The organism is Phyllobacterium myrsinacearum (assembly GCF_002980555.1).
GTDB classification, from domain to species: Bacteria; Pseudomonadota; Alphaproteobacteria; order Rhizobiales; family Rhizobiaceae; genus Phyllobacterium; species Phyllobacterium myrsinacearum.
The window spans coordinates 12,366-37,198 of sequence record NZ_PVBT01000004.1 but is presented as its reverse complement, the minus strand read 5'-3'; the positions used below and the strand labels follow the sequence as shown (position 1 = coordinate 37,198).

Annotated in this window: 31 protein-coding genes and 1 pseudogene; 17 read left to right on the top strand and 15 right to left on the bottom strand. The window is 55.0% G+C overall.

Annotated features, from left to right (window positions below; all coding sequences use genetic code 11):
- The first annotated feature begins 42 nt into the window (after positions 1-42).
- Positions 43-1,119: an alpha/beta hydrolase family protein gene (locus tag C5750_RS14795; protein WP_105734692.1), complete on the top strand. Its 1,077-nt coding sequence runs from the start codon at positions 43-45 to the stop codon at positions 1,117-1,119.
- Between the two features lie 364 nt (positions 1,120-1,483).
- On the opposite strand, the gene C5750_RS14790 is transcribed toward C5750_RS14795, so the two are convergent.
- Positions 1,484-2,152, bottom strand: a complete 669-nt coding sequence (locus tag C5750_RS14790; protein WP_105734691.1) for a methyltransferase family protein — start codon at positions 2,150-2,152, stop codon at positions 1,484-1,486.
- 110 nt (positions 2,153-2,262) lie between these two features.
- Here C5750_RS14790 and C5750_RS14785 point away from each other — a divergent pair, with 110 nt between their 5' ends.
- Complete coding sequence (locus tag C5750_RS14785; protein WP_199538087.1) at positions 2,263-2,715, top strand: GbsR/MarR family transcriptional regulator; 453 nt, start codon at positions 2,263-2,265, stop codon at positions 2,713-2,715.
- 223 nt (positions 2,716-2,938) lie between these two features.
- Here the strand turns inward: C5750_RS14785 and C5750_RS14780 are convergent, their stop codons facing one another.
- From C5750_RS14780 to C5750_RS14750, 8 genes are all read right to left on the bottom strand, one after another.
- On the bottom strand, positions 2,939-3,442 hold the full coding sequence (locus C5750_RS14780) for an SRPBCC family protein (protein ID WP_105734690.1): 504 nt from the start codon (positions 3,440-3,442) through the stop codon (positions 2,939-2,941).
- Positions 3,426-3,782 carry an ArsR/SmtB family transcription factor gene (locus C5750_RS14775; RefSeq protein WP_105734689.1) on the bottom strand — a complete coding sequence of 119 codons (357 nt, stop codon included), beginning with the start codon at positions 3,780-3,782 and terminating at the stop codon, positions 3,426-3,428. The genes C5750_RS14780 and C5750_RS14775 overlap by 17 nt, the downstream gene beginning before the upstream one ends.
- A gap of 243 nt (positions 3,783-4,025) precedes the next feature.
- Complete coding sequence (locus C5750_RS14770; protein ID WP_105734688.1) at positions 4,026-4,886, bottom strand: DUF3313 domain-containing protein; 861 nt, start codon at positions 4,884-4,886, stop codon at positions 4,026-4,028.
- A 214-nt stretch (positions 4,887-5,100) separates the two neighbouring features.
- Positions 5,101-5,445: a hypothetical protein gene (locus C5750_RS14765; RefSeq protein WP_105734687.1), complete on the bottom strand. Its 345-nt coding sequence runs from the start codon at positions 5,443-5,445 to the stop codon at positions 5,101-5,103.
- Between the two features lie 192 nt (positions 5,446-5,637).
- The gene (locus tag C5750_RS14760) at positions 5,638-6,192 is read right to left on the bottom strand and encodes a hypothetical protein (RefSeq protein ID WP_105734686.1); all 555 of its coding nucleotides are present in this window, start codon (positions 6,190-6,192) and stop codon (positions 5,638-5,640) included.
- Positions 6,193-6,209: 17 nt separating this feature from the next.
- Positions 6,210-6,419: a hypothetical protein gene (locus tag C5750_RS26580; RefSeq protein WP_130502104.1), complete on the bottom strand. Its 210-nt coding sequence runs from the start codon at positions 6,417-6,419 to the stop codon at positions 6,210-6,212.
- 121 nt (positions 6,420-6,540) lie between these two features.
- The gene (locus C5750_RS14755; RefSeq protein WP_105734685.1) at positions 6,541-6,870 is read right to left on the bottom strand and encodes a putative quinol monooxygenase; all 330 of its coding nucleotides are present in this window, start codon (positions 6,868-6,870) and stop codon (positions 6,541-6,543) included.
- Positions 6,871-6,883: 13 nt separating this feature from the next.
- Entirely contained in the window at positions 6,884-7,264 is a 381-nt protein-coding gene (locus C5750_RS14750; protein WP_105734684.1) for a hypothetical protein, read from the bottom strand.
- A 168-nt stretch (positions 7,265-7,432) separates the two neighbouring features.
- Between C5750_RS14750 and C5750_RS14745 the strand changes: the two genes are divergently transcribed.
- Together C5750_RS14745 and C5750_RS14740 are read left to right on the top strand one after the other, a co-directional pair.
- Positions 7,433-8,224, top strand: coding sequence for a helix-turn-helix domain-containing protein (locus C5750_RS14745; RefSeq protein WP_105735007.1), 792 nt, complete (start codon positions 7,433-7,435; stop codon positions 8,222-8,224).
- A gap of 85 nt (positions 8,225-8,309) precedes the next feature.
- On the top strand, positions 8,310-9,194 hold the full coding sequence (locus C5750_RS14740) for an AraC family transcriptional regulator (protein ID WP_105734683.1): 885 nt from the start codon (positions 8,310-8,312) through the stop codon (positions 9,192-9,194).
- A 340-nt stretch (positions 9,195-9,534) separates the two neighbouring features.
- Here C5750_RS14740 and C5750_RS14735 read toward each other — a convergent pair.
- The 6 genes and pseudogenes from C5750_RS14735 to C5750_RS14710 all read right to left on the bottom strand — a co-directional run.
- Positions 9,535-9,816, bottom strand: a pseudogene (locus C5750_RS14735) (HlyD family type I secretion periplasmic adaptor subunit); the annotation flags it as partial.
- A 64-nt stretch (positions 9,817-9,880) separates the two neighbouring features.
- On the bottom strand, positions 9,881-10,555 hold the full coding sequence (locus C5750_RS14730; protein ID WP_105734682.1) for a class I SAM-dependent methyltransferase: 675 nt from the start codon (positions 10,553-10,555) through the stop codon (positions 9,881-9,883).
- Positions 10,556-10,687: 132 nt separating this feature from the next.
- Entirely contained in the window at positions 10,688-11,206 is a 519-nt protein-coding gene (gene ahpD / locus C5750_RS14725) for an alkylhydroperoxidase, AhpD family (protein WP_105734681.1), read from the bottom strand.
- Between the two features lie 14 nt (positions 11,207-11,220).
- Positions 11,221-11,778, bottom strand: coding sequence for a peroxiredoxin (locus tag C5750_RS14720; RefSeq protein ID WP_105734680.1), 558 nt, complete (start codon positions 11,776-11,778; stop codon positions 11,221-11,223).
- A 70-nt stretch (positions 11,779-11,848) separates the two neighbouring features.
- Entirely contained in the window at positions 11,849-12,199 is a 351-nt protein-coding gene (locus C5750_RS14715) for a RidA family protein (protein ID WP_105734679.1), read from the bottom strand.
- A gap of 13 nt (positions 12,200-12,212) precedes the next feature.
- On the bottom strand, positions 12,213-13,412 hold the full coding sequence (locus C5750_RS14710; protein ID WP_105734678.1) for a trans-sulfuration enzyme family protein: 1,200 nt from the start codon (positions 13,410-13,412) through the stop codon (positions 12,213-12,215).
- A 145-nt stretch (positions 13,413-13,557) separates the two neighbouring features.
- Here C5750_RS14710 and C5750_RS14705 point away from each other — a divergent pair, with 145 nt between their 5' ends.
- The 13 genes from C5750_RS14705 to C5750_RS14645 all read left to right on the top strand — a co-directional run bounded on the left by C5750_RS14705 (position 13,558) and on the right by C5750_RS14645 (position 24,816).
- Entirely contained in the window at positions 13,558-14,475 is a 918-nt protein-coding gene (locus C5750_RS14705) for a LysR substrate-binding domain-containing protein (RefSeq protein WP_105734677.1), read from the top strand.
- Positions 14,476-14,623: 148 nt separating this feature from the next.
- Positions 14,624-15,511, top strand: a complete 888-nt coding sequence (gene ehuB, locus C5750_RS14700) for an ectoine/hydroxyectoine ABC transporter substrate-binding protein EhuB (protein WP_105734676.1) — start codon at positions 14,624-14,626, stop codon at positions 15,509-15,511.
- Positions 15,508-16,167 carry an amino acid ABC transporter permease gene (locus C5750_RS14695; RefSeq protein WP_105734675.1) on the top strand — a complete coding sequence of 220 codons (660 nt, stop codon included), beginning with the start codon at positions 15,508-15,510 and terminating at the stop codon, positions 16,165-16,167. Before ehuB ends, C5750_RS14695 begins: the two co-directional genes overlap by 4 nt.
- Complete coding sequence (gene ehuD, locus C5750_RS14690; protein WP_105734674.1) at positions 16,157-16,819, top strand: ectoine/hydroxyectoine ABC transporter permease subunit EhuD; 663 nt, start codon at positions 16,157-16,159, stop codon at positions 16,817-16,819. The genes C5750_RS14695 and ehuD overlap by 11 nt, the downstream gene beginning before the upstream one ends.
- Positions 16,820-16,848: 29 nt before the next feature.
- On the top strand, positions 16,849-17,595 hold the full coding sequence (locus C5750_RS14685) for an amino acid ABC transporter ATP-binding protein (RefSeq protein WP_105734673.1): 747 nt from the start codon (positions 16,849-16,851) through the stop codon (positions 17,593-17,595).
- A 13-nt stretch (positions 17,596-17,608) separates the two neighbouring features.
- Positions 17,609-18,976 carry an amidase gene (locus C5750_RS14680; RefSeq protein WP_158531352.1) on the top strand — a complete coding sequence of 456 codons (1,368 nt, stop codon included), beginning with the start codon at positions 17,609-17,611 and terminating at the stop codon, positions 18,974-18,976.
- Between the two features lie 126 nt (positions 18,977-19,102).
- Positions 19,103-20,218 carry an NAD(P)/FAD-dependent oxidoreductase gene (locus tag C5750_RS14675; RefSeq protein WP_105734671.1) on the top strand — a complete coding sequence of 372 codons (1,116 nt, stop codon included), beginning with the start codon at positions 19,103-19,105 and terminating at the stop codon, positions 20,216-20,218.
- A 79-nt stretch (positions 20,219-20,297) separates the two neighbouring features.
- Entirely contained in the window at positions 20,298-20,549 is a 252-nt protein-coding gene (locus C5750_RS14670; protein ID WP_245421138.1) for a (2Fe-2S)-binding protein, read from the top strand.
- Positions 20,546-22,018, top strand: coding sequence for an FAD/NAD(P)-dependent oxidoreductase (locus C5750_RS14665; RefSeq protein WP_105734669.1), 1,473 nt, complete (start codon positions 20,546-20,548; stop codon positions 22,016-22,018). Before C5750_RS14670 ends, C5750_RS14665 begins: the two co-directional genes overlap by 4 nt.
- Positions 22,019-22,022: 4 nt before the next feature.
- Positions 22,023-23,090, top strand: coding sequence for a phenylalanine--tRNA ligase subunit alpha (pheS, locus tag C5750_RS14660; RefSeq protein WP_105734668.1), 1,068 nt, complete (start codon positions 22,023-22,025; stop codon positions 23,088-23,090).
- A gap of 61 nt (positions 23,091-23,151) precedes the next feature.
- The gene (locus C5750_RS26380) at positions 23,152-23,424 is read left to right on the top strand and encodes a hypothetical protein (protein WP_130502103.1); all 273 of its coding nucleotides are present in this window, start codon (positions 23,152-23,154) and stop codon (positions 23,422-23,424) included.
- Between the two features lie 12 nt (positions 23,425-23,436).
- Positions 23,437-23,943 carry an AsnC family transcriptional regulator gene (locus C5750_RS14650; RefSeq protein WP_105734666.1) on the top strand — a complete coding sequence of 169 codons (507 nt, stop codon included), beginning with the start codon at positions 23,437-23,439 and terminating at the stop codon, positions 23,941-23,943.
- Positions 23,944-24,027: 84 nt separating this feature from the next.
- Entirely contained in the window at positions 24,028-24,816 is a 789-nt protein-coding gene (locus C5750_RS14645; protein WP_105734665.1) for an ABC transporter substrate-binding protein, read from the top strand.
- Positions 24,817-24,833 lie beyond the last annotated feature (17 nt).

The window sequence follows — 24,833 nt, the reverse complement described above, 5'->3', positions numbered from 1 at the left end:
TGCCCTTACATAACAGGATAGCGGTTCATAGGAGGTGCATCAATGACATTCGCGTTTTCCAAGCGGTTCCACTCGGCCGCCTTGCTGTTCTGCAGCACACCGGTGGTAATGGGTCTGCTCTTTGGCGCAGCGAGCGCCGCCGAGGCAGGCTGGCGGCCCTACGAGGTCCCGCCCTCCAACACCAACGCCGAGAAGATCCCGGTCGCTCTGTTCTACCCGACGCAGGAGCCCATGCGCTCAATCATGGTGGGGTCGTTCACGATCCACGCGACCCCCATGGCCGTCCCCGAGGCAAAGACCAAAGGCCTCATCGTGATCAGCCACGGAACAGGCGGTTCGGAATTCGGCCAAAGCAGCTTGGCCGAAGCTCTCGCGCGGGACGGCTATCTGGTGGCGGCGCTGCGTCACCCGGGCGACAATTACCAAGACGGTTCGCTGTGGCAAAAACCACTGGGCGCCTACTTCACAGAGCGGCCCCGCCAGGTCTCGCGCCTGATTGATGCGCTGCTTGCGGATCCCGAATGGAAGGACCGCATCGCGACCGATGCCAAAGGTCCGCGGATTGGTGCCGCCGGGCATTCGGCCGGCGGCTACACGGTGGTTGCCTTGGCGGGAGGGCGGGTCGATCTATCCCGGATGGGCGCGCATTGCGCGAAGGACGCCGCGCAGGACCCGATCTCTTGCAGCATGGTCCGCGACGTTCACCACATGCATGCGCCGCTTGTGCTCGAGTCGACCACCGATCCGCGTGTCCGCGCAATCGTTGCCATGGCACCCGTTGGCGTCATGTTCACGGAGCAATCCCTGAAGACCATCACCGTTCCGGCACTGATCTACGCCGCGGAAAAGGATCGCTGGCTGCCGCCACGCTTTCACGCGGCGTGGATCGGGCAGAACCTTCCTGGCGCAACCTATCGCATTGTCGCCAATGCCGGGCACTTCGCATTCATGAATCCCGCCAGCGCACCGATCCCGACATTGGATGGCGACATCAGCGCCAATCCGCCCGGCTTCGATCGCGCCGAATTTCTGAAGCAACTCGGCGAAGAAGTCCCGGCATTCTTCGATCGAGCGCTCACGCTTGCACCGAATGCGATCAATAGTAACGTATCACCATGATTCCTTAGTCTAGGATCAGGGTTTCTTGCATGAATAGTCCAACAATGCGTGCTGCGACAAGCTTGCATGCCAACGAGCCAAGGCTGCAATGCGGGAAAGAAGTCCAGCACCTGTAATCACTGGCGGTGTGGGTAACAGCAAGTAGTCGCAACGCGCGGCGACAACGCAGCTCCATTGGCGCACTCGAAACTGGTGGACGAACATGGCTGCCGCGCGGGGGAGCTTGCCATCGAACCCTGGCTGGTCCCAAGTTGATCCCTCGCAATGCGAAGATCGAAACCCGATCAAGACAGCGGAGTATCCGGTCCGGACCGTGGGCGCCACACTGCTGGGTATCGCGTCGCGGTAGGTCGAAGCGTGGTTATCACCAGACGCCCGGCAGAAGCCGATAGCGCACGCGCTTTGCATAGGCCTCGTAGCCGTCGAGTTCGGCGCGGAGCGCCATTTCTTCATGCACGGCGCGCCATGCAATCGCGAAGACAAAGAGAGTTGCAAACACCAGTCCCAGCCACGAACCGAGCAGCAGTGGTACCCCCAGGAACAGAAACAAGGCGCTTGCATACATTGGGTGGCGGACGATGGCGTAGGGACCTGTATCGATCGTTCGCTGCCCCTCCTGCAGCTTCACTACCGGCGCCGCGAAGCTGTTCTCGCGAAAGGTCCACCAGATGCCGGCGCCCTCGATCAGAATGAAGACGGCGCCGAGCGCCTGCAACCAGAAAGGAACAGCCGTGAAACCGGAGCGCGCCGCATCCCAGCTGCTGAGTGGCAGCCAGATGCAGAAGCCGAGCATGAAGAGCGTTAGCCAGATGCGGTCCCACGGCTTTTGCCCGCGTTGCACAGGCGACGCCATGCGCTCGCGCAGCAACTTCGGATCATGCTTGCCCAGCCAGAGAACCATCGCCGCGCCGCCGAGCGTGAAGATCGCGATCAGAACCCACGCGGCGGGATAATTGAGCGTGCCCGCCGGCCACAGTATCACGGCAGCCATGAAGACCATCCAGGCCAGAAGCTGCAACACATAGCGGATCATGCCTTGCTCCTGTCGACGCCTCGGCAACGGATGGGCATAGATATGTCAGCGCCCGCAAATTTCGTCTGGACCCCATCCTGCGCATTCTTTATATTCGAAATATGTCGAATATGTCAAACAAAGGTCTGGCTGGCCGCGATCATACCTTCATCGAGGATGTGGCCGGATTGCTCGTTCCCTGGGGCGTGCCGCAGACCGCCGCGCGCCTCTATGGTTACCTGCTGTTGCGTCCCGAACCGGCGAGCCTCGATTGCATCGCCGCCGAACTTGAGATGAGCAAGAGCAGTGCCAGCGTCGCCGCACGTCTTCTCGAGCAATATACCCTCGCGCGCCGCCGGGGCGAAGCGGGCAGCAAGCGCGCCCTTTATGAAGCATCTGACAATTACGAGGGGATAATGACCGGCCAGATCAGGCTGGTCACGGCCTTGGCCGACCTTCTCCGCAAGCGCTCAGAACAGGGTGGCCCGCGAGAACGCATCGCCGAAATGGCCGAATTCTACGGGATGATCGGCGATGCGACGGAACAGGCGCTTAGGCGCTGGAAAGCGCGCGGCGAAGATTGATGCTCTTCATCGGTTGACACGGGGGCGAGTTCCGATGAGCGGCAGGCGATCCCACCAAGCCTCGACGCGAACAGCCGGAACGGGCAACTTACCATTGTTCGATTGAAAATAGTTGGTGATTGGCGGCTATCTGGGGGTTTGCCTCCCACTCCGGCCAGAAAGGCTGGGGAAGTCACTTCCCAAAAGCGGGCGTTCGCTCAAGGCCAGTTTCCCCCGACCTGCGCTATCCGCCTATACTGGAAAGCAATTGGTCGAGCTGTTCCAACTGCTCCGGCAATGCGGCCGCCGAACCCTGTAGCGCTTCCTCAAGCGCCTCCTTGGATGGATAGACTTCGTGGAAATTCAGCAGTGTCTTCCCGCCCTGGTCCTCGAAGGTCACGGTCGTGATCGCGCCCTCTTCGCCCTCATCGTTGGTCCAGACGATGCGCTCATTCGGTACCACCTCCAGATACTTCCCGTAGAAGGCCATGGTGTCCGAACCACCGGCACCGAATTCCAGCCGATATCTGCCGCCGGTACGGACGTCCATTTCACACGATACGAGCGAAACGCCGGATACCGATTTTGGCACCCACCAGCGCTGGAACAGCCCGGGCTGGCTCCACGCCCTGTAAACTATGCTCGGCGGCGCATTGAATATCCGCGTTACGACGAGTTCGCGATCACCTCGGCGCTCGACTGTCGTGCGGTTCTGCACACCATCTGCACTGCTAATTTTCTGGTTCATCGCTGTCCTCCCGTTTCATTTCGCCGATGATTTCATCCAGTGCTTCGAAGCGGATTTCGAAGAGCCTGCGATGCGCCTCGATCCACTCGGCCTCCGCCTTGAGACCGTGGTTCCCAAGCTTGCAGGTTCTCACCCGTCCGACCTTCTGCGTGACGACGAGCCCCGCCCGCTCGAGAACCTGGACGTGCTTCTTCATGCCGGTCAGCGTCATCTGGAACTTATCCGCAAGACTGGTGATCGACGCGTCCCCTCGCCCCAGCTGATCGATGATGCCGCGGCGGGTTGCATCGGACAGCGCCGCAAACGATAGATCGAGGGTAGAACTTAAATACAGAACCATATAGTTCAGTATTAACCGACCCGCGCCGGAAGCGCAAGTATCCCCAACTATCCATGCAGTAGACCGGTTTCCGGGGTCATGCACCGCCACGGCTGCAAAAATCGTCTGCTGCGTGCGCGGAGTGGCCAGGATGGTTCGTCGTGCCTGTTCGCTTCAGGCATCCCTAACGAAGACTGCAAAATCCAGATTGGAATCGGTTGCAGAACGGAAGTTGTCCGATAGGCGCGCGCAACAGGGGCAACCTCAATGCGCTGCGCCACCCCGCGAGGGTAATCCCGCACCCTTGTCGGTCCAGGCGGGTGGCAGACCAAATCGGGCGGCGACGATTCCCGGGATGCCGGGAGCCGTTCCGAACGCCTTGCAGGCATCGTATTTCGGATCGCCGCCGAGCGAGGCCCGCAATCTTTGCATCGACGGTATCGCCAGCATTCTATTGAACGGGTCCTTGCCCGTGACAAGCATGCGGCTGAAGGCGGCGGCGAAGGCCGAGGAGAGGGAGTATGCGTCCCCGACAGCAGACACCCGGGCCCTTGTCGTGATCATGTTAGCGCCGCGCGACCAGAGCATTGCCGCCCTCTGCAAACCATCCTCGCCGACCGCCTCGGCCTCGATGGCCAGGCCGCCGAGGCCGATGGGAAGGCGTGGAATCGGAATCCCGAGCGCTGCCGAACCACCAAATGAAGCGACGGTGGAAGTCACCGCTGCTGACCGGTTCGTCGCAACGATGTTTGTAACCGTCGCGTGGACGATGAGGTCCGCCGGCTGGTTTATGGCCACAATCTTGAAACGATCGCTAAGATCAGTGCAGAGTGCGCGGTCGATCGCATTGGTGACGAGCGCCAGGTCGTTGGGATCGAAGGCACGACTGTCGATCTGTGTCGAGGTCGGTACGATGCGCACCGTCTGTGCGGTAAGCACCGCCGTCGAATCCACGCGCAATTTTGCTGGCATGAGGGTACCGCGCGATGGGCTCATTCCTGCATGGGAACTGAGGGAGTTTCCCTCGGGCAAAGGCACACTTGTACAAGCGGACAACCATGAGAATAGGGCCACGCAGAGCGCCGCCCGCCGCCGCCTTTCAAGTTGTCGAAGCTTCAAGATCATTGTCAAATCGCCTGAACCGGGATCACGGGCCCAAGCTTTAACGGCTTCAGCGTTATTGGCGGTAAAGGCAGTGTAAAGTTCGGTAAACCCTGCGGTCTGTCTCGGTCTTCAGCCGGCGTGTACAGCGCCGGCTGTCCCGAAGCGCCGGCCTGATGGCGCGGCAACAACCGCACGCAGGCTCAACGAAACTGTTTCACCAGGCGGACAGCAGCTATCAAAAGAGATGCAATACCGGCTTAAGGAGTCTTGCCAATTGCAATGACTCTATAAGCTTGGACGCGGGGATTGCCAGGAGAAAGCAAGAACTGTCGATAGCCGTACGCTTCAGTGCAACAGGGTTGAAGGTCATAGGCAACTGATGCGCGACATTGCAGGCGCTTCGTCTGAGGCGAGGGAAGAAGGCGGGAACCTTGTGGCGATATTCCCGGTAAGCGTCGCCGAAAAGCCCGTCCAGAGCGACCGATTCGCGAGCTGAGACATAAGCAAATACCAGATACCCAAACAGGAAATAGAAGGCCGCAATCGCGAATGACCCGAAAGTCAGGCCAATGCCGGCCATCCATAAGGCGCAAACGCGCGCAGGCAGTGGAATTTTACCCAACTTAACACAACTTGACTGCGCTTAACCGGGCGACGACAAGATTTGTCCAAACCATACGCTCTCATGACCGTCATCATGTGTAAAAGGCCATAGAACTGCAGCACCGAGTTTACGGCATCGTAACTTTAGCCTGAGCGTGGCATTTGAAAATCATTTACCGGTACGAGTAATGCAATTCTCCGGCAAAGGCACTTGCTTGCAAACATCAACCGCCATCAGGTTGAACACGTCACCCGGCTCTGTGATCAAACGAAAATCCGTAGCTTGTTTTGATGTCAGATCGGTCATTTTCGTCGATGCATATGCAAGATCAACGATGGTCGGATCAACGTTCATTTCAGAAAAGAAGTCTTTGAGCATGGGCTTAACCCGTGCAACAGCCTTCTCAACATTTTGATTTGGCTTGAATGGTTTGTGGACGCCCAAATAATTGTATGGGCTCGCAATTCGCCTTGTCCCTCCAGCCAGCACATACTGGCACGCCGAGTCGCAATTGGCTCTTTCGGGAACAGCCGTTCCTGCAAAGGCGATATCTTTTGAGAATAGCGGCTTACAGGATTTGAGCTCCGGCCGACATACCTCGAAACGGGTGTGGCCCACGGCAACGTTAAGCCCTCGATTGCGGACCATCCGTCCCATTTTTATCCCCGCGTCTAAGTCACCCCCTTGCGACTCGATGATGATCGGCAGCCGGCGGTTACCCATTTGGCGGAAGACCTTATTCAGCAAGGTGTCGTGGGTTCAATTGAACCAAATGCATATATCCACTCAGGACATATAGGTTCGCATTGATGTTCAGCCTCACGCACGATGGCAATCCGCATCGGATGCCGCTGGCTGTTGATATCCTCAGCAGCATATGCACGGATTGCGACATTCCAGATGGAAGAAACCAGAACCATTAGGTAGATTGTTTTTCCAACCTGAAACATGACTCCTCCAAAGTTAGTAGTTCTTTCTTCTATGGCCGATGAACATCTGTAGGCGCCACAGTAAATGCAAGACAAATTCGATCCGTGCCAATTGTACAAACTTGGAAGTCATAAAAAACGATCACTTGATCGCACTGCGAAAGACTCGCGCGCGATCCGAGCGGACAGGCTTCCAGATCGAAATGTCGCGGTCTCTCTCAAGCAATTCGGGCAGCGCTTCGTGCCACGCCTGCCGGTAAGGCCGCTGTAGTTGCACATTCAGCACGTCGTCGTGATCTTCCCAGGTCTCATAAAGCATGAAGCGGCAATTCGAAACCGGATCGCTGTGCAGGACCGCTTCATGGAACATGGGCTCCGATCTCATTGCGTCGAGCACGCCCTCAAGAAGCGAAAGGAAGCGGGACCGTTGCTGAGCGACGACATCAAACGTGATGATATAAGTGATAGACATGGGCCGCTCCTCTTCAGGCTCGCGAGAGCGGTTCGGTGAATTGATAGTCGGAGATGATACAGCCGCTTGCATCCAGCAGCACGACGTCGGAGCCAACGGCGTTGACAGTATCCGATTTCGGATCGACCATCACCCAATAGAACTTGACGAGGCCGTGGTGGCCCAGCGGCTCGCCCGACACCCGGAAAATAAATCCCTGGTCTCGGACGAACTTGCTATGGGACTCCTCAACTCGGGCTTCCAATGCGTCATAACCTTTAACTTCTCTGGTGGGCGTGAAATGCAAACCGTCCTGCACCCATAGCCTTTCGATGCCGTTACGGCGCTTCGTCTGATCCGGCTCATTCCAGACGGCAACATACCGGTTCGCCAGTTTATCAAGATCGGTTGTCATATCGCTTTTTCCTGCGCTGAAGTTGCATAGCCAGCCGATAATGCGGCAATGCCAAGCATCAAGTCAGCTACCTGAAAGGTAGTTTTCAGGATGATTTTTGAGATCTATTCTCTGTACTATTTTCAGGATGAGCAATTATCCGCGCAATCACAGGAAAGTCAGATAGAGATGCTGCAAGCGACCGTAAGCTTCGGGAAGCACCTTTGCGAATGGCGCCACAGGCGCAGGCTCTCGCAACTCGCTCTCGCATTACGGGTAAACGTATCCGTGCGCCATCTGGGCTTCGTGGAACTGGGCCGAGCCGCGCCAAGCCGTGGCTTGCTGCTGCGCCTGGCAGAGGAATTGGACATTCCTTTGCGCGAGCGGAATGTCTGGCTGGTTGCAGCGGGCTTTGCGCCTGTCTTTCACGAAACGCCGCTTCACGATGCTTCGATCCAGCCTTTGCTGTCCGCCATCGGAAGTACCATCGAGGCACACAAACCCTTTCCCGCTTTTGCGATTGACCGGCAGTGGAATGTGGTGGTGTCGAATGCCGCCCTTCAGGAGTTATATGAGGGGGTAAGCGCCGATCTGCTGGAACCGCCAGTTAACGTTATGCGTCTATCGCTCCGCCCCGATGGTCTCGCGCCGCGAATCCTCAATCTCGACGACTGGGCGGACCATCTCCTAACGAGATTGCGGCGCGAGGTCGAACTGACGGCCGACCCTCGACTGTGCGAGCTGCTGAAGGAGGCCGAGACATTGCACAGACCGTCAAAGAAGGCGGCTCATTCACCTCACACTTCCGCACTTGCGATCCCGTTGCGTATCCAGACCAGACTTGGCCCTCTGTCATTCTTCAGCACGGTCACCATCTTTGGCACACCCGTGGACGTGACGATCTCGGAAATCGCACTTGAAATGCTCTATCCCGCCGACCATGAGACCGACCTGATTGTCAGAACGACATCAGGAAAATGAATATTTCTCTGATTGAAATCGCAAGATCGGTCGAGCGTGAAATACCCGGAAAGGCGTAGCTAATGTCGCCACAGGGAAAGAGACAATGAAGACGGCACCTGAAAACTATCGCGCCCGAATGCAGCGGGTGCTGATTCACATAGATCAGCACCTTGATGACGATCTGGATTTGGAAACTTTGAGCCGCATCGCGGCATTCTCGAAGTTCCATTTCCAGCGGCAATTTACGGCAACGTTTGGCTTGTCCGTGCATCGCTATGTCCAGCTCACCCGTATGAAACGTGCTTCGTACCGGCTTGCCCGCAAAGACGCTCAAAGCGTCACTGATATAGCGATGGATGCCGGTTACGAAGCACCGGATGCCTTCGCCCGCGCATTTCGGCAACGGGTAGGGCAATCGCCTTCATCGTTCCGTAAAACTCCCGATTGGGGGACGTGGCTTATGGCCTTGGGGCCGCTTGACAACGCAAGGAACAAGTTCATGCATATAATCTTTGACCACGACGACGTAACGATACGAGATGTCCCCGCCACGCCGGTGGCTGTCATGCAGCATCGGGGAGACCGGGCGAGACTCGCAGACACATTCAGGCGATTCAGGGCCTGGAGCAAGGCGAACAACTTATCGCCGGAGACAAACCCTACTTTCATGGTTTTCCGCTCCGAAAGAGAGCCTGCGATCGCCGCCGACTATAGCATGGATTTATGTGTCGGTACTGATCAGCCGATTGAGGCGAACCATGAGCAAATGAAGGCCGGCGTGATTCCTGGCGGGCGTTGCGCGGTATTGCGTTATCCAGGCAATACCAACAATCTGGAGCCCGCTGCGCTCTACCTTTACCGGGATTGGCTTCCGATCAGCGGCGAAGCAGCGCGCGATTTCCCAATCTATTGCCAACGCCGGCTGTCGTTCATTCCAGAGGTATCAGCACATGAAGTGATTACAGAACTGTTTCTGCCGCTGAAATAGTTTACTGCATACCTATTCCGATTTGGGCGTTATCTTGCCCAATAATGGGAATGAGGGAGACCAAACAATCATCGGCCGCCTCGCGCAACAACCGGACGTAAAATCGCCGCTGGCAGCAGGAAAATAAGCTACCCTTATTTGCACCTTAACCACCGTCACGTGCTGTCCTTGATAGTTCGACCTGTCGAACACAAATGGAATGTCCGCGAATACTGTCGTGGCATGATGTTTACGTACGCGCGGATAAAAACTCACCCAATCCTGATCCTTGGGTAACCGGTATCATGGACGCTGTTTTCCATAAATTCTGTCTTTCTACTGTGGTCGGTAGCATCTCCCCTCACCTTTCCTGCATGGTCTGTGACGAGATTTCGGCGAGCGGCGAGAAGAGATATTCGGGAATGCGGCGCTTTCCGGTCTTCACCTCCACGGTCACGGACATGCCAGGAGAGAGCGGCATAGGTTTGCCATCGACGTTGATGAGGGTCACATCCGGGCAAATGGCGACGGGGAATACCAGGTTCTGCATGCGCTGGGCATTGCCGGTGGGAATGATGCTCTGCAGCTCCTTGGCCGCCGCGCCTTCCAGCTGCTGCGCATCTGGTTCCGGAATGGCATCGACTTTGATGACGGCGGTCTGGCCCTCCTTGCCGCCCGGCCCAGGACGATCTCCAACCCCACCAGAATCATTTCTTGCAGAATCGGAAGAGGATTTTCTCCTCAGAATTGTAAGTTAAAGCATCCATTATACTGGGGTGGAATTTGCGATTGACCGGCGGCGGTACGAAATCGTTGAACCCGAAGCGACGAAGGGTCACCTTGAAACCTTGTGAGGCAAAAGCATCAATATAATCATCCGGCGAATAACTGAGAACCCGGCTGCTGCTGCTGCTCGAAATAACCTCTTTCCGTCTGTTCCACAGCGGAGATTCAGTATGGCAACCAGTAACAGCGTAATAAACTCCGTTCTCTTTCAAGACGTCCTTTATCTGCCGCGCATGCTCTGAAAGATCTTGGAGCAGGTAGATCACTTCATAACTGAAGGCGAAATCGAATACCACGCCAAGCTGGCTGGGATCGCCAGTGACATGATAGCTGAGGGGGCGTTTTCCCGCCAACTCGCTGGCGTCGCCAATCGATGTGGATGCGATATCAACACCTACACCTTTGGCAAAAGGCCGGCTGTCGTGGAGAAGTCGTAAGAAACCGCCTCGGCTGCAGCCGAAATCCAGAACCGTGCAATCAGATAAGTTTTGTTCAAGAATAATGTTGATGAAATGGCGCCAGTAGGGCGTGTGAATGTCTTCCATCACCGCCTCACCGGTTGGATCGAGATGCCACGTGGGATAGGTCTGTTCCATAGCGGTAATCACTGCCTATTTTCTTGCTTGCGGTATTGCTTGGAAATTAACATTCCAGCATTTAACTGGTGAAAGGCCTGATATCAGAATACACGTATCGGATAGGCTGCTGTTCTTCATGCAATTCCATCGTCAGGCGGCCTCAAGAGCGATTGCAGCAGATTGCAAGATGGCCGCAAGCCTTACTGCGGTATGAATTACATTTGCAGCCACTCCAGCTTTCCGCAGCGTCTGCTCATGAGCATCCACGCAGCGGCCGCAGCCGTTGACCACGGACACCGCCAGACACCAGATCTCAAAATCGACAGCGGGAACGCCTGGATTGGCGATCACATTCATACGCAGGCCTGCAGGCATGCGCGAATAACTGTCGTCCGAAACAAGATGGGTGAACCGGTAATAGACATTGTTCATCGCCATGATGCTCGCGGCGGCTCGCGCCGCAGATAAACCCGCCTCGTCCAGAATGGACGAGGCATAAGCGTTGCAAGCCTTTTGAACTTCTTGATTGCGACTAGAAATAGCACAGGCAAGCGCGAGACCAGCCTTCTGAGCAGCAGTTAATGCCTCATCCTGGGCAAAAAGAGACAAATTTAGCCTCACGTCTTTAGCAAACTCCGGGATTTGGCTTTTCAGTTTTTCGAGCGCCATCCGTTACTTCCTGCCTACACTGCAACGCTGATGGTCGCGCCACCAGGCTGACGATTGCAGGGGCAAAGTTCGTCGGTCTGAAGGGCATCCAGAACCCGCAGTGTATCACCGGGATTGCGACCGACATTCAGGTTGGTCGCATAGACGTGTTGAATCGCATCTTCTGGATCAACGATGAACGTATAGCGATATGCGACGCCTTCCGGAGCACGCACCCCCAGTCCGTCCACAAGACTCCCATTTGTGTCGGCAAACGACCAGATCGCCAACCGCTGCAGGTCAGGATGGTCCCGTCGCCAAGCAAGTTTACAGAATTCGTTGTCCGTCGAACCGCCAAGGACAACGGCGTCCCGTTCGGCAAACTCTTCTGCCAGCCGCGCAAATTCTGAAATCTCGGTCGGGCATACGAATGTGAAATCTTTCGGGTAGAAAAAGATCACCTTCCATTTTCCAGGAAAGCTGTCGCGCGTCAGCGCCTCAAATGCGCTCACTCCGTTCTCTTCGATGGTTTGGAAACCGGGTTTTACCCCGGTCACTTCGAATTCAGGCAGCCTGTCGCCGATTCCGAGCATAGTGTATCTTCCTTTACATGCGTATTCGCGGCAAATCACCAGTTTGCAGATGGTGCTGGGTGCGTCTCGATCAGACTTTCGCAGCGATAAAGGTAATTTCGACCAGGGTGCCTTTTGCAAGTTCTGCTACTCCAACGGCAGCGCGCGCAGGGAGACTGTCGGCCGCGAACCAACGGGTCCAGACCTCATTCATTTCCGCTTTGAGAGACAGGTCGGAGAGATAGATCGTTGCCTGGACAACGTGATTCTTGTCGCTCCCTCCCTGCTGCAAAAGCTTCTCCAGTTTTGACAGAATCTGGTTGGTTTGCCCCTCGATACCCGCACTTTTATCATCCGCAGTTGTACCGCCGATGAAAATCAGGCCGGCAGCCTCGACAACGCGGTGCATGATGGGTGTCTGGACGTGTCGCTTGACAGTCATGTCTTGTTTCCTTTCAATAGTCTTTATTTGGGAGCGAGATGTTTTGCAGCTGACGCTCGAGCCGGTAGAAAATCGTATTCAGGTCGTCCCAGATGTCATCAGGGTCCTCAAGACCGATACTGATCCTGAGATAGGTGCGGCTCTTGCACCGAGAACGCGTACTTTGCGTTGCTGCGAGTGTAATCGGCGCCAGCAGGCTATGGGTTCCGCCCCAGGAAGCGCCGATTTTAAAATACTTCAGCCCCTCGAGCGCCATAGGGAGTAACGGAACGGCCTGCTGCTTCAGTTCAACGCTGAACAGTCCACTTGCTCCTGTGAAATCCCTGACAAAGCTTGCGTTGCCAGGATGTTCCGGCAAAGCAGGATGAAGCACCCGCTGCACGGCAGTGGATCGACCAAGTTTGCGAGCGATATCGGCTGCTACGCGCCCCACATGCGCAAGCCGTACGCCCATTGTCTCTAACCCACGCAAAACAAGCGTACAATCATCAGGAGAGACGCCGATGCCCATCGTGCGTAACCAGTCGCGAAGCTTTGTGTCATTTGGTTCGTCGCGTACGGTGACCGAGCCCAGAAGCACATCTGAGTGACCGCCGGCATATTTGGTCAAGGCCTCCACCACGAAATCAGCACCGAGAGTAAGTGGCTTGCATAACAGAGGCGAAGCCCATGTGTTGTCGCAGCCAACAAGAGCGCCCGCACGATGAGACGCATCCGCGATGGCTGGAAGGTCTTGTACTTCAAGGCTTGTCGATCCCGGGCTTTCTACCCAGACAAGCTTGGTCCGAGAATCAATCAGCTGTTCTATTCCAGAACCGCAAAGCGGATCATATATTGTATGGTCGATGCCAAATTCTCTAAGGTAAGTCGCACAGTGCGTCATCACCGGCGGGTAAACGCTACTCGGTATCAGAACACGATCACCAGGACGAAGGACCGAGAGCATAATGCTCGTTATGGCAGCTTGCCCCGAAGGTAAGAGGACCGTCCCCACACCGCCATGCAACTGTGTGAGTTGCGCCTCGAGCGTGCGGCTCGTCGGAGTGCCGTAAAGACCGTAACTGTAGCCGGTCGGTCCACGTGTATGGCGATCCGCATAGGATTGGACGTCGTCAAAGACAATGGTCGAGGCGCGATAAGTCGCTACGCCGATGCTTACATAGCCTTCTAGGGAAACTATTGGATGGTGAACGCACTTGGTCTGGTCGTACATCGGCAGGGTACCTTTCTCTCCCCACAGAAAACGCCGATGCGAACTGAACTCAATTGACTACGGGTTCTAGCTCCATGCAATCTTGTTATAGGTGGATGCATAAAATCTTGCTAATGCTGCGCTAAAAAAGGGGAGCAGAAGGCTTGTGAACTTTCGTCAATTGGAGATTTTCCGAGCGGTAATTAGCGGTGGCTCGGCTTCGCGAGCCTCTGAGTTGCTGGATATATCACAGCCAGCGATTAGCCGTTCAATTACCGATCTCGAAGCTTCGCTCGGATTTCCGCTGTTCAATCGGGTCCGCGGTCGGCTGGTGATTACGCCAGAGGGACAGCTCTTTTCTGAAGAAGTAGCGAATGCGTTCCTGGCAATGGATCGCCTTAAAGCGTCCTCACTTACAATCCGCGATCTCGGGTCCGGACATATTCGTATTGCAAGTCTGGCCGCGATGGGATCGACTCTGATACCGCGGGCAATCAAATTGTTTCAGGAAGAACATAAGGGCGTTGGCGTCACGCTCCACGTAGATTCCTCTCCGAATGTGAAAGAGTTTGTCGCGAAGGGCCAATTCGATATTGGTTTGGCTGCAGACGAAATCGATCTTACTGGTGTCGATCACCAACGATTTGCCAGTTTCAAAGCTGTTTGTGTTCTCCCCCACAACCATCCGTTGACCTCTCAAAAGGCAATCAGACCCGAGTTTCTCCATCGCGAACCTTTCATTGCTCTGGCACCGGGCGATCGTGCGCGCACTGAGCTGGATCTCATTTTCAGAAAGCATGAAGCTGTACCGTCGATTGTCGTTGAGACCCCAAACTCGTCAACCGTCTGTGCGTTAGCTCTGGAAGGTATCGGCGTCGGCATAGCAAATCCGATTGCTGCCGAGGGATATTCCGAGCGTGGCTTGGAAGTTAGGCCATTCACACCTGATGTTCATTTCAAGAGCCACCTTCTCTTTAGGCCCGACGTGCAAAGATCACGTATCGTGAACGCCATGGCTGCTGCTCTGATGCAGGCACGAAGCTTGCCGCCGACAGGGGCAAAAAGCCAACGCGATCTCATCTGATAGCCCCTCCCTGCCTATAACCGCAGATTATAGAGCATTGTCTCGCGGTCAATTGCCCTCGCAGGTTCGCATATTATGATCCTTTGCCAGACCAAGGATGTTCTCGCAACACCGCGGTCTCTAAGCAAAAATATGTCAGGGGATCATCATGACACGACTTTATCCAACACTTGGCGCATCTGCTTTCACGTTTGCGATCACGGTCGGCCTTGCTTGCTCTTCCGCGCAGGCGGAAACGACCAAGGAACGCATCTTGTCGCAGAAGAGCGTGACCATCGGCATTCACAATCGCGTTCCATGGGGCTATCGCGACCAAGCAGGCAACGTTTTAGGTCTGCAGCCCTCGATCATTCGGGCGGCCCTGGCGCCCCTCGGCGTAACTGATGTAAAGTTTGTGATCGGCGAATTTAATACGATGATCCCCGGCCTGTTGGCCGGTCGTTTTGATATGACGGCGGCAGGCGTTGCCATTACGCCAGCGCGCTGTAAGTCTGTTATCTTCAGCGAGCCAGATCTCACTAGTGGGGATGGGTTGCTTGTTGCAGCCGGCAATCCGTTGAAGATCCATGGCTTTGAGGATATCAAGAACAATCCGGATATCAGGCTAGCTGGCGCGAGGGGGTCAGCCAATGCGGCACATGCTATTCAGGCAGGTGTGCCAACATCCCAGATCCAACAGTTCCAAGACGTTGAGTCAATGGTGTCTGCACTCGTTGCTAAGCGTGTCGATGCCGTCATCATGTCGGCGGCCACGATTATCGCAACCATGTCCGATCCAAACGTGAAGGGGATCGAGAAAGCCAAGCCGTTTGTTCCTTTGAAAGACGCGGAAGGCAACGATGTTGCGTTGGTTACGGGAATTGCATTCCGTCCGGACGATATCGATCTGCGGGATCTATACAATGAGCAACTCAGGAAGCTCAAGGAGAGCGGCGAACTGGAGAAGATCATCCTCGCCACTGGCTTCACAGAAGACAACCTTCCTCCTAACAAGACTGCCGATCGGCTTTGTTCAGAACCGGAACAGCCAAAATGAGTTTGTTCGATATTATGGCCAGTATTCTTGTCGGCATCAACGTCACCATGAAGGTGACGTTGTACGGTATGCTTTATGCGGTTCCATTCGCTTTTGTATTTGGTGTGGCGCAGCATTTCACCAATGGCATTCCTCGGCTGATCGTAACGTCCATCATTGAGTTTTGGCGAAGTTCCCCGGTAATTATCTTGATCTACGGCTTCTACTTCTCCCTGCCTGGTCTTGGCATCAATCTGTCAGCCATGACTGTGGGAGCTATGGTGTTGGGTCTGAACATTGGCGGCTATGGCAGTCAGGCCGTTCGTGCCGCCCTCCAGGCGCTCGATCCGGGACAGGTTGAAGCAGGTTATGCTCTCGGCTTTCGTCGCCTCCGTATTTTATATCTGATTGAACTACCACAGGCATTGGCGGCGATGACGCCGACTTTCATCAACCAGTTCATCCAGCTCGTAAAAGGAACGTCGCTGGTATCTTTGGTTACCCTGGCCGATATGACCTTTCTTGCCAAAGCTCTGTCTCAAATTCACTACGCCCCCGCCAAGATCTACACGGCTCTTCTGATCGTATACTTTTTGATGTGTTATCCAGCGACAATCGTCGGACGGATGATTGAGCGTCGGGTGAGCCGTGGACGTGAGGTTTCCCATGACCTTTGATCCTGAGTTCGCATTGTCGATCCTACCACGTATTCTCAGCACCATAACGACTACGTTATTTGCCACTATAATTGGATGTATGGGCGCCGCGGCCCTTGGCTTTCTTTGGGAAATTGTACGGCGATCGAGCAAGCCTGGTCGCTATACAATGCGATTCCTGATTGACTTCATAAGATCGACACCACTGCTGGTGCAAATCTACTTTTTTTACTTTGTCTTACCAGAATATGGTCTCACATTGCCTGGACTCGTGGTCGGTGTTCTTGCCTTGAGCCTCTATTACAGCGGCTATCTCGCCGAGGTATTCAAAGGGGGAATTGATTCAATCCCCGCAGGCCAGTTCGAAGCAGCAAAGGCTCTCGGTTTATCGCGATTGCAGCTCATTATGTTCGTGATAGCGCCTCAGATGCTTCGTAACGTCGCCGCTCCGATGGGAAACTACTTTGTGTCCCTGCTTAAAGCGACACCTTACCTCGCAATTATCGCGGTACCAGAAATGTTGTCGGTCGCACTTGAAATTGCTTCTGAGACCTTCCGCTACACCGAGCCTATGACGGTGGTCGGCATAATCTTTCTCACACTGGCGCTTTGTTTCTCAGGGCTTGTCAAGGTTATCGAGTCGCGTTTGCGTCTCTCTCCTAAAGCGGGCTGAGCCATACTCAAATTCCAAGGATCAAAACCATGCAATCTGCATTGCCACCCATCGCTGTTGCACTTTCCAATGTCAGCAAATGGTACGGAAAGTTTCAGGTTCTGACGGATATAAATTTGACCGTCAAAAGAGGTGAAAAGATCGTCATCTGCGGACCATCAGGCTCAGGAAAGTCAACAATGATCCGTTGCATCAATCGCCTTGAGGGACACCAGCGCGGAAAAATCGTCGTTGGTGATACAGAGCTGACGAATGACCTGAAAAAAGTCGATGAAGTACGCCGGGATGTCGGCATGGTGTTTCAGCACTTTAATCTCTTTCCGCACCTGACCATTTTGCAAAACTGCACACTCGCCCCCATCTGGGTACGGAAAATGTCCCGTCGTGATGCGGAGGAAGTCGCGATGGATTATCTCCAGCGGGTCAAGATACCTGAACAGGCACATAAATATCCGGGTCAACTTTCAGGCGGACAGCAGCAGCGGGTCGCTATTGCGCGGAGTTTGTGCATGAACCCCAAAATCATGCTTTTCGACGAACCGACCTCGGCCCTTGATCCGGAAATGGTCAAGGAAGTGCTTGACACAATGGTGTCGCTCGCGAGCGACGGAATGACAATGCTGTGTGTCACCCATGAGATGGGCTTTGCGCGTGAAGTCGCTGACAGGGTTATTTTTATGGATGCTGGCCAGATTGTAGAGACAAACGCACCTGAGGCATTTTTCTCCACCCCGCAACATCCACGCTCGAAGCTGTTCCTTTCGCAAATACTATAGTGAGCAGCCCATCGTGTTGCACAACAAGACAATTGCGGAACTCTCAGACAATCTGCGCGCTGGAGCTGTAACCGCCCGACAACTTGTCGAAGAAGCCCTGGAGCGGATCGATGACCCTCGTGGCGAGGGTAGTCGGACTTTCATGACTGTGTGGCACGATCGCGCTCGTGATCTTGCCGATCATATCGACCGCCATGCTGTATGGCGCGACGAGCGGCTACTGCTCTGCGGTATTCCAATCTCGATCAAAGATGCTTTCGATGTGGCCGGTGAAATCACGCGAGCCGGGTCTGTAGCACGTCATCACGAGCCGACGGCTAAGTTCGACGCAGAACCTGTCAGGCGACTACGCGCCGCAGGTGCCATTCTTATTGGCCGGACCACCATGTCGGAGTTCGCTTTTTCAGGCATCGGCCTGAATCGTAATTACGGCACGCCCAGCAACCCCTATGACCGGCACGCGGGACGGATTCCGGGCGGCTCTTCGTCAGGATCTGCTGTCGCCGTTGCTGATGGGATGTGTGCAGGTTCGCTTGCCACAGACACAGGCGGATCTATTCGGGCGCCCGCTGCTCTTTGCGGCATTTCCGGTTTCAAACCCACGTTTTCGCCTGCTCTGCTCGAAGGCGTTTTTCCAAGATCCTACTCGTTGGATACTGTCGGCCCAATCGCGAAATCGGTCTCCTGTTGCGCCATCCTCAATGCCGCCATGTCCGGTGACGATAGAATACCGATTTCATACCCGCGTAGTAAATCAGTCAAAGGCCTTCATATTGGCATCGTTGAGGGAGAACCTTTGGAAGATCTGGCCCTCGAAGTCGCGAGGGCATACTCTGTGGCATTGTCACAACTGTCTGAGCAAGGTGTTCGCCTCTCCCACTTCTCTCTGCCCGAGATTGCGGAAATTCGTAATATTAATGCCAGAGGAGGCATTTCTCCTGCCGAAGCTTTCGCTATTCACCGGAATCTGGTCGCCAAAAGTCCGGAACTGATCGATCCGATCTTTCTGGCTCGTCTTCGGAAGGGCGCAACAGTCAGTGCATCCGACTACGTCGACGCTCTCCGACAGAGACAGACAATTACGGAAGTGGTTTGCACGAAAACACACCGCTTTGATGCGATCATCATGCCCACCTGTCCTGTCGTCGCACCACCCATTGCCGATGTGCAGACGCCCGAAGCCTTCGAGGCCATGAGCGCACTCATTCTGCGCAACTGCAATCTGGCGAACTTTCTCGACCGACCTGCATTGTCCATACCAATTCATTTGCCAGGTACGGCGCCGGTAGGCTTGATGCTCGTCGGCCATAACAAGTGCGACCGCGATCTCCTTTCAATCGGCATCGCTATTCAAGAAGCGCTGATTGCTGCTCAACTATAACCCCAAGTAATAGACTTATGCGGCGAGCTCATTGAAGGTACATGGCGCGAGGGCTATTCCTTTCGTTAAAGCCGTTGAGCTTACCAGTTACAAAAAACTGAAAGAAATGACGTGTTACGATATAAGATGACAGAGGCCGATACCGTCGTTGTTGGTGGTGGTATAGTAGGTGCATCGATCGCATTTGGCCTCGCGCGAAGCGGCGAAAGTGTCATATTGCTTGATGAAGGAGATATCGCGTTTCGGGCTTCGCGCGGTAATTTCGCTCTGGTCTGGGTGCAATCGAAAGGCCTGGCAATGCCCGCTTACGCTGCCTGGACACAGCGATCCGCCAAGGAATGGAATGACCTTGCTGCGATTCTCCGCAGCGAGACCGGTATTGATATCGCGCATAGCCAGCCGGGAGGTTTCACTCTTTGTCTCTCCCAGAAAGAGGTGGATGCGCGGCTTACAAAATTGCAGCAATTTCACAGTCAGCCGAATGTCGCGCACTTCCCGTACGAAATCCTTGACCATGACGAGGTGAAAAGACGCCTGCCGCATATCGGAGACAAAGTCGTCGGTGCCGTCTTTAGCCCTCTCGATGGGCATGCAAACCCGCTGCTACTCATGCGCGCACTCCATAGCTATTTAGCGATGAAGGGAAGCGAATACCGGCCGACCCATGCGGTCGAGATCATCGAGCGGACGCCAGAGGGCTTCCGGGTTAAAGGCGGCTGGGGCGAGATCAGGACAGCGAAGCTGGTTCTGGCAGCCGGTCTTGGCAATGCCAGATTGGCTCCGATGGTGGGACTTGAGGCTCCTGTCAAACCCAGCCGCGGGCAATTGATCGTCACGGAAAAAACCGTTCCCTTCCTGCACAATCCGATGGTCACAATCCGCCAGACGAATGAAGGCGGAGTCCTGATCGGCGACAGCAAAGAAGATGCCGGATTCGAAAACGTCACCGGCACAGGTGTACTTTCGGTCATGGCGGACCGGGCGATCCAGATGTTTCCGCGGCTGCGACACCTCAATGTGGTGCGCACCTGGTCCGCGCTTCGTGTCATGAGCCCGGATGGTTTCCCGATCTATGATCAGACGAGTTGTGATCCCCCAGCCTTCGTAACGAGCTGCCATTCGGGCGTCACGCTCGCTGGCGTCCACGCCATGACGCTGGGACCCGCGCTGGCACAAAACGCACGGCTGCCTGAAACTCTTGCCGCATTCACTCCGAAGAGGTTCCATGTTCCGGCCAATTAGCAGACAGCTGTCACAAGCCACCGATCAGCCCAGCAATCCGCTCGATCTGATCATCGAGTTCACCTTTGACGGACGCCTGATGCGCGCGCGCAACGGCGATACCTTGGCGGCGTCCCTGCTCGCCAATGGTGTGAATGCGTTCCGCCGAACCTCGATTTCGGGTACTGAGCGCGGTCCCTATTGTCTGATGGGTGTCTGCTTCGATTGCCTTGTCGTCGTCGATGGTATCGGAAATCGTCAGGCGTGCCTCACGCCGGTACGTCAGGGCATGGTTGTCGAACCGCAGCGCGGCGCACGCACAGTTGACGCATTGGAGAACACCGATCAATGAACAGAATCGACAACATTGATAGCATCGCCGATCGTTACGATCTTGTGATCGTTGGTGCGGGACCGGCCGGCCTTGCTGCGGCGGCCGAGGCTAACCAACTGGGTCTAACAACCCTTTTAGCGGATGAAAATATCAGCCCTGGAGGTCAGATTTATCGCGCTATAACCACCACGCCCGTAAAACGTCGCAGTGTCCTTGGTAGCGCCTATTGGGAAGGCCTTGCCCTCGTGCATGATCTCGAAAAATCCGTGGTTGATTACACGGCGAGGACTGTCGTGTGGTCAGTTGAACCCGCCCTTGATGATACTGGTAAGCTGATCGAGCCGACGCATTTCGAAGTTGGATTGTCCCAGACCGGCAAGGCCCGGCTCATTCGAGCGAGACGCCTAATTCTAGCAACCGGGGCAATAGAACGCCCTGTGCCAGTACCCGGCTGGACCTTGCCGGGCGTTATGACCGCAGGGGCGGCACAGATTGCGCTTAAATCCTCCGGTCTTGTGCCGGAGGGTCGAACCATTATAGCCGGCAGCGGCCCCCTTCTGCTTTTGCTAGCCGACCAGTTGAAGCGGTCGGGCGCCAACATTGTTGCCGTTCTGGAGACTACGCCAAGGGGTAATTTCACCGCAGCCCTGCCGCAACTGGCGGACTTTCTGTGCTCGACTTATGCTCTCTACGGTTTAAAACTTCTGGCAAAGAGCCGCTTCTCACTGCCGATGCGTAGAAAGGTCAGCGGTCTTAGTATAGTTGGCAGTGATTGTGTGCAGCGTATTGATTTTAACGATAACGGAATAAGTAGAAGCATTGAGTGCGATCATGTATTACTGCATCACGGCATCATCCCCAACATCAATATGGCCAGCGCGCTAGGCTGTGAGCTGTTCTGGGATGAGTCGGTGCATGCGTGGACACCGGTTGTAGACGATTGGCTGGAATCTTCGGTAGCGGGGATCGGGATCGCTGGCGACGGTGCCGGTATCGCAGGGGCACCCAGCGCTGCCGTTCGTGGAAAAATGGCGGCGATTGCAGCCGCTGCCGCGCTTGGCCGGATTGATGTCGCATCGCGGAATACAATGTCGCGTCCCTTGAAAAAGCAAGCAGTGCGGCTTGCGCGCGGCCGGGCTTTCATCGACCGTCTCTTTTGCCCTACGCAACCGATGCTGCGCCCAACAGACCCATCAACAATCATCTGTCGGTGCGAGGAAGTTCGAGCGCAGCAAATCCGGGACGTAGTGAATGACCTGAATGTGCAGGGGCCAAACCAACTTAAGGCGTATCTGCGCACAGGCATGGGGCCTTGTCAGGGGCGGATGTGCGGATCGAGCATAATCGAACTGATTGCCGAACAGCGCGGTGTGCCTGTGCATGAGGTTGGCCATCTGCACTTACGTATGCCGATTAAGCCTATAACCTTGGAAGAGATTGCGTCGATGCCGCAAAGCCAGGCAGCGAAGAATGCGGTGATGAGATAAACCCATGCAGAAAATCATCGCAGAATTCCTGTCCGGAATTGCTGAAGCAAGCGACGAGCAAAAGCTCGAGGCAATCCGTATCGAAGCGCTCGGAAAGCAGGGGGTAATCACTGCCCAGCTCAGATCGCTCGGCTCCATGTCCATAGCGGATCGCAAGCTTCGGGGCGCAGAGATCAATGGGTTGCGCGATGTCGTTCAGTCGGCATTGTCAGAACGAAAAATCCACCTGAAGCAATTGAATGTAAGTGCGAAGCTCGCTCAGGAAGGGCTCGACGTAAGCTTGCCAGTGCGCTCCGGCTCCGAAACTCACGGACGAATTCATCCTGTATCGCAAGTAATCGATGAAATCACCGCCATTTTTGCTGATATGGGATTTGCGATCGCGGAAGGCCCCGAAATCGAGACGGACTTCTATAATTTCACTGCGTTGAACTTCCCAATCGGTCACCCGGCTCGGGAAATGCATGACACGTTCTTTATGAATGCGGATGTGAGTGGCCACCGCAAAGTTCTGCGAACGCATACCTCTCCGGTCCAGATCCGGACTATGGAAAACGTTGAGCCGCCGATCCGTGTCATCATCCCCGGCCGTACCTATCGCAACGACAGCGATCAGACGCACACACCAATGTTCCATCAGGTTGAGGGACTTGTCATAGACAAGAGCTCACATATGGGCCACCTGAAGTGGGTTCTTGAAAACTTCCTGAAAGCGTTTTTCGAGGTCGAACATCTGAAAATGCGCTTTCGCCCATCCTTCTTCCCTTTTACCGAACCTTCTATGGAGGCGGATATTCTTTGTTCAACAGAAGGCGGGGAACTTCGGATCGGGCAAGGCAACAAATGGATGGAGATCCTTGGTTGTGGAATGGTACATCCAAATGTGCTGCGTAATTGCGGGCTTGATCCTGACATCTATCAAGGCTTTGCGTGGGGCATGGGCATAGATCGGATCGCTATGCTGAAATACGGAATGCCTGATCTGCGCGCCTTCTTTGACGCCGACGTGCGTTGGCTCGATCACTATGGCTTTCGTCCGCTCGATATTCCAACTTTGTTTGGAGGACTCTGAGCTACGGTAAACGACGCGCAGAGAAATTGGGAGTTGCGGCAGCGTTATCCGGAAAGCGGTTTTGATTGACGGGGTCGCCAATATTCTGGAGCGCGTTGAAAATCCGAAAGGCAGCCGCTGGATCAGCTCGGATTTGGTTCGGGCTTTGCCGATTGTACAAATCCATAAGCTGCTTGAAAATGATCAATCTGGCGGACCGCTTGAAGTACAGCCCATTTCCCGTCAATGGTCGCAGCGTGCGGATCAGACCGGGTACAGCTCTTGTATTTTCAATATCCCATGCGTAGGATGTGGTCTATTGCAAAAATTTCTCTCCATTTTTTTCCGTTTATGAAAGTTAGGCTCCTTGCGAGATCATCTCGACCAAACCGATCGCCGGCTCGTCAAACTGCTTTCACAGAATGCCCAGCTAGGTATTACGCGGCTCGCTGAGATGATGGAGATATCCGTACCGACAGTACGGACACGGCTGCGCAATCTGCTTGACCGGAACCTTCTCAAGATTACAGGTCTGCTGAACCTGACCGAGCGTCCGGAACTGATTTCAGCCATTGTCGGCGTCAACGCTCAAGGGCGGGGCCGCGCGCGGGAGATCGCACGCCGCATTGCAGAACTACCCTTCGTCAATTCCGCATCTGTCGTGACAGGACGGTTCGATATTATTGTCGATGTTGTCGTTGCCGGGGATGTAGCAGACCTTTATCGGGTCACCAGCGAGTTAATTCCGGCGGTTGGCGATCTGGGAGAAATCGTCCGCACGGAAACCTTCGTGGTGATGGCATCGTGCAACAAATGGGTCAATCTGCCTGAAGGATGCTGGTCCGAAAGCACAGAGGTGCCACACAGCGAATAGTCATTCTGAAAATCTTGTCCGAGGAGATCGGACCCATACCAAGAACGTCTAAAATAGACGACATATAACGAGGAGGAACCGGAAATGAAGATTGCCAACTTGTTCATCGCAGGTCTTGCGATACTCACCGCCGCTGGCGCCGCAAGCGCCGGAACGCTCGATGATATCGTCAAGCGCGGAGAATTGCGTGTCGCAGTCCAGACACAAGGCCCACCCTTTTCCATGGTTGATCAAGCCGGTAAGCGCACAGGAAGTTCTGTGGAACTTGCCGAACTGATGGCAAAGGAAATGGGCGTGAAAATCAGTTTTCTCGACTTCGACTGGGATGGGCTTATTCCGGCGCTCCTGTCCGGCAAGGCCGATCTGCTGGTTGCGGACATGACCCCGACTCTGCCGCGCGCCATGAAAGTCGCCTTCACCAAACCTTTCATGTTCACGGGCAGTACCGTTTTTGCAAAAGCGGGCAGTAAGTTCACCACGATCGATTCCTGCAAGGCAGCCGGCGCCAAAATCGCGGTACTATTGGGTGCTACCGGTGAAAAGGTCGCCAAAGCCACATTCCCGGATGCTGACATCAAGAGCTACAAGGGTGGTGGCCCACTCCTCCTCGACGCCGTCAACAATGGTCAGGCCGATTGCGGCGTCAACGATGTCTCTGCTGTGAAAGGCCAGTCAGCTGCCTATCCGGTCGGAAGCTTCACAATCATGCCGGAAATGCTGTCGAAAGAGCCTTTGGCCTTTGCGACACGTTATGACGAACAGGATCTCCTCATCTGGATGAATCTGTTTCTCGATCAGGTCGCCATTGACGGTCGCCTCCAGAAGAATCTGGATTACTGGGTCAACTCAGACGCATGGAAGAAAGATCACTAGACAGGGATAGATTTGGG